4 protein-coding genes are annotated in these 7,867 nt (G+C 49.1%); all 4 read left to right on the top strand.

Annotated features, from left to right (window positions below; all coding sequences use genetic code 11):
* The first annotated feature begins 241 nt into the window (after positions 1–241).
* On the top strand, positions 242–1,855 hold the full coding sequence (locus ST42_RS01555) for a CTP synthase (protein ID WP_044072024.1): 1,614 nt from the start codon (positions 242–244) through the stop codon (positions 1,853–1,855).
* Positions 1,856–1,905: 50 nt separating this feature from the next.
* A complete protein-coding gene (gene yidC, locus ST42_RS01550) occupies positions 1,906–3,801 on the top strand; it encodes a membrane protein insertase YidC (protein WP_044072023.1) in 1,896 nt (631 codons plus the stop codon).
* Positions 3,802–3,882: 81 nt separating this feature from the next.
* Complete coding sequence (locus ST42_RS01545; RefSeq protein WP_042519670.1) at positions 3,883–6,048, top strand: S9 family peptidase; 2,166 nt, start codon at positions 3,883–3,885, stop codon at positions 6,046–6,048.
* 61 nt (positions 6,049–6,109) lie between these two features.
* Complete coding sequence (locus tag ST42_RS01540) at positions 6,110–7,522, top strand: MFS transporter (protein ID WP_022316414.1); 1,413 nt, start codon at positions 6,110–6,112, stop codon at positions 7,520–7,522.
* Positions 7,523–7,867 lie beyond the last annotated feature (345 nt).

The following is a 7,867-nucleotide window of genomic DNA, read 5'->3' as shown; positions in this document are numbered from 1 at the left end:
CGATATCGAAATTGTCTAGTATTTCTTTGGGAAGAACTAGACGGGCTAATTGTTCAAGCATGTTCATAATGCAAAGATACAAAATACTATGAAATAAAAAACACCCCCAGTACTTTTCCGCTGACCCATAATTCTTCATAGAAGAAAAAAGCGAAAAAAAGCTAATCCTTTGGCTATAAATGTTTTTATTGTTAACTTTGCAAATCGTTTGAATATTATAAACAATAAAAACAACAAGACCGTGACTGAAACCAAGTACATCTTCGTCACTGGCGGTGTAGTATCATCGCTCGGCAAGGGAATTATCTCTTCTTCAATAGGTAAGTTATTACAGGCAAGGGGCTACAACATCACAATCCAGAAATTCGACCCCTACATCAACATCGACCCAGGAACCCTGAATCCGTATGAACACGGTGAATGCTACGTCACCGTGGACGGTATGGAAACAGATCTCGACCTCGGACACTACGAGAGGTTCACAGGCATTCAGACCACAAAGGCGAACTCACTCACCACAGGACGCATATACAAGGCTGTGATAGACAAGGAGCGACGTGGCGATTATCTGGGAAAGACGATTCAGGTAGTTCCGCATATCACGAATGAGATAAAGAGGAACATAAAGTTGCTCGGAGAGAAGAACCACTACGACTTCGTAATAACGGAAATCGGAGGAACGATAGGCGATATAGAAAGCGCCCCATACCTTGAGGCGATAAGACAGATGAAATGGGAACTGGGCAAGAATGCAGTATGCGTACATCTAACCTACGTACCCTATCTCAAAGCAGCCGGAGAACTGAAGACCAAACCAACTCAACACTCCGTAAAAGAGCTTCAGAGCGTCGGCATACAGCCCGACATTCTCGTGCTGCGAACCGAGAAACACCTCGGAGACGGAATACTCAAGAAAGTGGCATCCTTCTGCAACGTCGACTTCGACTGCGTCGTACAAAGCGAAGACCTGCCTTCCATCTATGAAGTGCCCGTCAATATGCAGAATCAGGGACTCGACTCGGCAATCCTCAAGAAGATGGGCATTGAGCCGGGAGAGACTCCTGCACTCGGACCATGGAAGAGCTTCCTCGAAAGAAGACAGAAAGCCACAGAAGAAGTACATATAGGTCTTGTCGGCAAATACGACCTTCAGGATGCATACAAGAGCATCAGGGAGAGCCTCTCTCAAGCCGGCACCTACAACGACCACAAGACCGTCATTACGTTCATCAACAGTGAGAAGCTCACTGAGGAGAACGTGGCAGAAAAGCTGCAGGGAATGGACGGCATAATGATATGTCCCGGATTTGGACAGCGTGGAACAGAAGGCAAGATCGTTGCAGCCCACTACACCAGGACTCACGACATTCCAACTTTCGGCATCTGCCTCGGAATGCAGATGATAGTTGTGGAATTCGCGAGAAACGTGCTTGGCTATGAAGATGCCAACAGCCGTGAACTCGATGAGAAGACGGAGCACAACGTGATCGACATCATGGAAGACCAGAAGAACATCACCGACTTGGGTGGAACGATGCGACTCGGCGCCTATGAATGTGTACTGAAACAAGGATCACGCGCCTTTGAAATCTACAAGAAGGAACACATACAGGAGCGCCATCGTCATCGCTATGAGTTCAACAACAGCTTCGAGCAGGAATACGAGCGTGCAGGAATGAAATGTGTGGGACGCAACCCAGAGAGCGACCTCGTTGAAATCGTGGAGATACCAGGACTGAAATGGTATATCGGAACACAGTTCCATCCGGAATACTCAAGTACGGTGCTCAAACCGCATCCTCTTTTCCTTGACTTCGTGAAAACAGCTATAGCCTGCAAGAAGGGTAAGAAATGACAACCGGTTAATAACGCAATATTTATCAGAAAAACAACTTATTTTTGACAATGGATAAAAACACCATCACGGGCTTTGTGCTCATCGCAGCATTGCTCATCGGTTTCAGTTGGTACAACAAACCGTCAGACGAGGAAATAGCCCAGCAGCAGAGAGTGCAAGACTCCATAGCCAATGTGGAGAAGAAGAAAGCAGCAGCAAAACAGGTTGCCGATGCAGCTGCAGCCAAGGCAAACGCCCAGGCGCTGGCAACAGACACCACAGCCCTCTTCCATGAGGTGATGTCAGGAAAGGCAACAGACGTGACACTCCGCAACGAAAAGGTAGAACTCACGCTCAACACAAAGGGAGCCACTGTACAGAAAGCCGTAATCAAAGGGTTCGCCGACCGCAACGGCAACAATGACGTGACGCTCTTCGACGCTAAAGACCAGCAGCTCAAATTCATGCTTGCAGGCAAGGAGACAAACCTCGTGACGAGTGACATGTATTTCACGCCTTCAAACGTCACCGACTCTACGGTAACGTTCACTGCAGCAACAGCTAACGGAAAATCGCTCACTATTTCATACAAGTTGGGCAAAGACTACATGCTACATGCCTCTATTCAGGCAAACGGCATGGCAGGAATGTTCTCTCCAAACTACAACACGATTGATGTGGAATGGACAGACAAATGTCGTCAGCAGGAGAAGGGCTTCACTTTCGAGAACCGTTATGCGTCGCTCACATACCATCTGACCGAAGGCGGAACCGACTATCTTAACGAGGGCAAGGAACTGACCGACGAGACTGTTGAGGACAACATCGACTGGGTGGCATTCAAGAACCAGTTCTTCAGTGCCGTAATGATAGCAGAGAAGGACTTAGGCAAGAATGCCAAGATGACAAGCATTCCGCAGGAGAAGGGTTCTGGTTATCTGAAGCAGTACGGAGCAAAGATGAAAACATTCTTTGACCCGACTGGAAAGCAGCCTACAGAATTGGAGTTCTACTATGGTCCTAATGATTTCCGTCTGCTGCAGAACGTAGAGGAAGAGAGCAAGTTCGGCAAAGACCTTGAGATGCAGCGCCTGGTTTATCTGGGATGGCCTCTGTTCCGAATCATCAACAGATGGTTCACCATTTACGTTTTCGACTGGCTCACCAAGCTCGACATTAATATGGGTATCGTATTGATTCTCATCACTATGCTCCTCAAGTTCATCACATTCCCGCTTGTGAAGAAGAGCTACATGTCTTCGGCCAAGATGCGTGTGCTGAAACCAAAGCTCGACGAGATAACGAAGAAATACGACAAGCCAGAAGACCAGATGATGAAGCAGCAGGCAATGATGGCAGAATATTCCAAGTATGGCGTCAGCCCTCTGAGCGGCTGTCTGCCAATGCTCATCCAGATGCCTATCTGGATTGCGATGTTCAATTTCGTGCCTAACGCCATACAGCTAAGAGGTGAGAGCTTCCTCTGGATAAGCGACCTCTCTACCTACGACCCAATCATAGAGTGGCACACCAATCTGTGGCTCATCGGCGACCACTTGAGTCTCACGTGTATCCTCTTCTGTGTAGCCAACGTATTGTATTCAATGATGACAATGCGCCAGCAGAGAGACCAGATGGTAGGCCAGCAGGCTGAACAAATGAAGGCAATGCAGTGGATGATGTATCTCATGCCAGTGATGTTCTTCTTCATGTTCAACGACTATTCTGCCGGACTGAACTTCTACTACTTCATATCACTCTTCTTCAGCGCTGCAATCATGTGGACATTGCGCAAGACCACAAACGATGAGAAGCTTCTGTCTATCCTCGAGGCCAAATACGAGGAAAACAAGAAGAATCCTAAGAAGACCAGCGGACTCGCCGCACGACTCGAGGCCATGCAGAAGCAGGCCGAGGAACTCCGCAAGCAGCGCGAGGAGATGGAAAGAAGAAAGGGCCACTAAGTATCAAACAACAAGTCTGTAAAGGATTCCAGGCGTTGCATAATGCCGGAATTCCTCGCGGGCTTTTTTACCTTCTATATTATGAAAAAATCAATTATCCTCGCCATGGCTCTCTCATTGGGATGCCATAGCCTAAAAGCACAGACCACAGTGGAAACAATCGGAAAGAGCAACGTCACGCTCAGCAGCAACAAGATGACTCCCGAGGCCCTTTGGGCAATGGGACGAATTGCATCTGCCCAGGCGTCACCCGACGGAAAGCTCATCGTATACCAGGTGGGCTACTACAGTGTGAAACAGAACAAGAGTCGCCAGGTAATCTGCATCATGGATGCCAACGGCAAGAACATCCGTCAGCTCACTACAGCTTCTGCAAGCGAGACTGATCCAGCATGGATAGAGGGTGGCAAACGCATCGCCTTCATTTCCGGAGGACAGGTCTGGTCTATGAATGCCGATGGAACAGACCGCAGGCAGCTGACCCACGACAAGACCGGCATAGACGGTTTCAAGTTCTCGCCAAGTGGCACACAGGTAATCCTCGTGAAACAGATAGCCTATCATGAAAGCATCAAGAAGAATCCGTCAGACCTGCCTTTGGCCAGCGGAAGGCTCATCACCGACCTGAACTACCGCCACTGGGACGAATACGTGGAGACTATCCCCCACCCTTTCTTGGCTGATGTCACAGCCGAGGGCATAACCGAAGGCACAGACATCCTTGCCGACGAACCATACGAGTGTCCCATGAAGCCATTCGGAGGTGTGGAGCAGCTGGCATGGAGCCCTGATTCAAAGAGCATTGCATATACATGCAGAAAGAAGTCAGGAGTGGAATATGCCACTTCTACAGATTCTGACATATATCTCTATGAACTGGCTACAAAGCAGACCAAGAACCTCTGCAAGCCAGCCGGATACGTAGCACCCAAGAACGACACTTCAAAGTCAAAGAAATTCCAGGCTGTGAACTCTGCCGAGAATCTGAAGAACAACCCTGGCTACGACATCAACCCCAAGTTCTCGCCCGACGGCAAACGCATTGCATGGCAGAGCATGGCACACGACGGATATGAGAGCGACAGAAACAGACTCTGCGTCTATGACTTCGCCACCGGCACAAAGCAGTATGTCACAGAGAAGTTCGACTCCAACGTGGATGACTTCTGCTGGATGGCAGATTCCAAGACCATCACTTTCATCGGTGTATGGCACGGATGCGTGAACATGTATCGCACCGACCTGACAGGAAAGGTGGAGCAGATGACAAACGACTGCGCAGACTTCGTGTCCGTATCTCTTGCCAACAGCGGCAACAAGCTGCTTGCCATCCGCCAGAGCATGTCGGCACCAAACGACATCTTCGTGGTGACGCCAGAGAAAAAGGCTGAGAAGTCGAAGGTACAGCAGTTGACTTCGGAGAACAAGGAAATCCTTTCTCAACTCTCTCTCGGCAAGGTGACAGAGCGCTGGGTGAAGACTACCGACGGCAAGGACATGCTCGTATGGGTGGTATTGCCTTCTGATTTCGACGAGAACAAGAAATATCCTGCTCTGCTCTTCTGCGAAGGCGGCCCACAGAGTCCTGTATCACAGTTCTGGAGCTACCGTTGGAACATGCAGATAATGGCAGCCAACGGATACGTGGTGGTTGCTCCTAACCGCCGCGGACTGCCAGGTTTCGGTTCTGAATGGAACGAGGAGATAAGCGGCGACTGGACTGGCCAGTGCATGAAAGACTATCTCAGCGCTATCGACGACGCAGCCACACTGCCATTCGTTGACAAAGACCGTCTCGGTGCCGTTGGTGCAAGCTTCGGCGGCTTCAGCGTTTACTACCTCGCAGGCCATCACGACGGACGTTTCAAGTGTTTCATCGCCCACGACGGTGCTTTCAACCTCGAGTCTATGTATACCGACACCGAGGAGGCCTGGTTCAGCAACTGGGAATACGACGATGCCTTCTGGAACAAGGACAAGACTGCCAATGCCAAGAGGACATACGACAACTCTCCTCACCATTTCGTTGACAAATGGGACACTCCTATACTCTGCATCCATGGCGAGATGGACTACCGCATCAATGCCAACCAAGGTTTCGGAGCCTTCAATGCAGCCCGCCTGAGAGGCATTCCTGCAGAACTGCTGCTCTTCCCCGACGAGAACCACTGGGTTTTGAAACCACAGAACGGCGTTCTCTGGCAGCGCACATACTTCAACTGGCTTGACAAGTGGCTGAAGAAATAAACTTTTCAAATGAAAATATAAAAGAAAAAGGAAAATAAAAACAATTAAAAAAAGAATTAAAATGGTTCAAACAGTTAAACAACTATTAAATGACAAGGCATGGGCACGCTGGACAGCCCTCATCCTTATCGCTTCCATGATGTTCTTCGCCTACATGTTTGTCGATGTAATGTCACCAATCCAAGCTCTCATGGAGAGCGAAAAAGGCTGGGGTCCTGACACGTTCGGAACTTATGCCGCTTCTGAGTATATCGTCAACGTGATGGGCTTCCTCATCATCGCCGGTATTATCCTCGACAAAATGGGCGTTCGCTTCACAGGAGTCCTGTCTGCCTCTATGATGTTTATCGGAGCGCTAATCAAGCTCATCGGAATCTCTGATTGGTTTGCCACGACCGGTTTTCACGACTGGCTCAACACCTGGTGGGTGTCTCTTCCTGCCAGCGCCAAGATGGCATGCTTCGGCTTCATGCTCTTCGGTTGTGGTTGTGAGATGGCAGGAACAACAGTTTCAAAGGCCATCGCAAAGTGGTTCAAGGGCAAGGAGATGGCTCTCGCCATGGGTCTCGAGATGGCTATCGCCCGTGTGGGTGTGTTCGCCATCTTCTCAATCTCACCAATCATCGCGAGCAAATTCGGCACTGTAGTAGCTCCTATAGCATTCTGCACCGTCCTCCTGCTCATCGGTCTGATCACGTTCATCGTGTTCACATTCATGGACAAGACACTCGACAAGCAGCTCGGTGTGTCTGAAGAGGCTGGAGAGTCTGAGGAGGAATTCAAGTTCAGCGACCTTGGCAAGATTTTCTCTTCACAGGTGTTCTGGATAGTTGCCCTTCTCTGTGTGCTCTACTATTCTGCCATCTTCCCATTCCAGCGTTATGGCGCAAACATGCTGCAGTGTAACCTCGACGGAATTTCTCCATCCGATGCTGCCAACATCTTCCGTTGGTTCCCTATCGGTGCTGCTGTCATCACTCCATTCCTGGGCAATTTCCTCGACCGCAAGGGCAAAGGCGCTACGATGCTCATGGGCGGTGCGCTGATTCTCATCTGCTGCCATCTCGTGTTCGCATTCGTATTGCCAGAGACAAAGAGCCCGCTGATTGCCTATACCACCATCGTGCTCCTCGGAATCTCATTCGCTCTCGTGCCGGCTGCATTGTGGCCAAGCGTTCCAAAGATTATCGACGAGAAGATTCTCGGTTCTGCATACTGCCTGATCTTCTGGGTTCAGAACATCGGTCTTTGCTTCGTGCCAAAGCTCATCGGCAACCTGCTCGCTTCTACCAATGAGAACAACCCTGCCGTTATAGCAGCCAAGAAGGCGGGTGCAGACTTCATTCCTTACGACTACACGGTGCCACTCGTAGTGTTTGCGAGCTTCGGCGTTGTTGCCCTTCTCTTCGCCATCTATCTGAAGGCACTCGACAAGAAGAAGGGCTTCGGTCTGGAGGAGCCAAACATCAAATAATGACGCACATCATGTGGGGTCCTTTATCAGAAGCCCATATAGCATAATTCTTGCCTTGACATAAAGGCGCATCGGTCATCAGGTGATTGACGGATAGGTCTTGAAGACTTTCCAAAATTCCTGATGACCGATTTTTATTAGCATATTGGAAACCGACTTTTGGAACATTATACCATGTAGTTATCTACGAAAAATGAATAAAAATACTTTCAGAGGCTACCGACGATGAACATATTGTAAAAGTGAATCCATCCGTTTGAATCCGTTTGTTTTACAAAATAGTACCAATAGTCCCAAAAGTCCCAAAGTCCCAAAGTCCCATAAGTGTACTATATTTTGTAAATA

Origin of the sequence: Prevotella pectinovora (assembly GCF_000834015.1) — a bacterium.
GTDB classification, from domain to species: Bacteria; Bacteroidota; Bacteroidia; order Bacteroidales; family Bacteroidaceae; genus Prevotella; species Prevotella pectinovora.
This window is presented reverse-complemented; position numbering and strand designations above follow the sequence as displayed.

Bases quoted from the DNA above. Each gene is read 5' to 3' on its own strand.
- yidC (WP_044072023.1), top strand. From the start codon at position 1,906: ATGGATAAAAACACCATCACGGGCTTTGTGCTCATCGCAGCATTGCTC.
- ST42_RS01545 (WP_042519670.1), top strand. From the start codon at position 3,883: ATGAAAAAATCAATTATCCTCGCCATGGCTCTCTCATTGGGATGCCAT.
- ST42_RS01540 (WP_022316414.1), top strand. From the start codon at position 6,110: ATGGTTCAAACAGTTAAACAACTATTAAATGACAAGGCATGGGCACGC.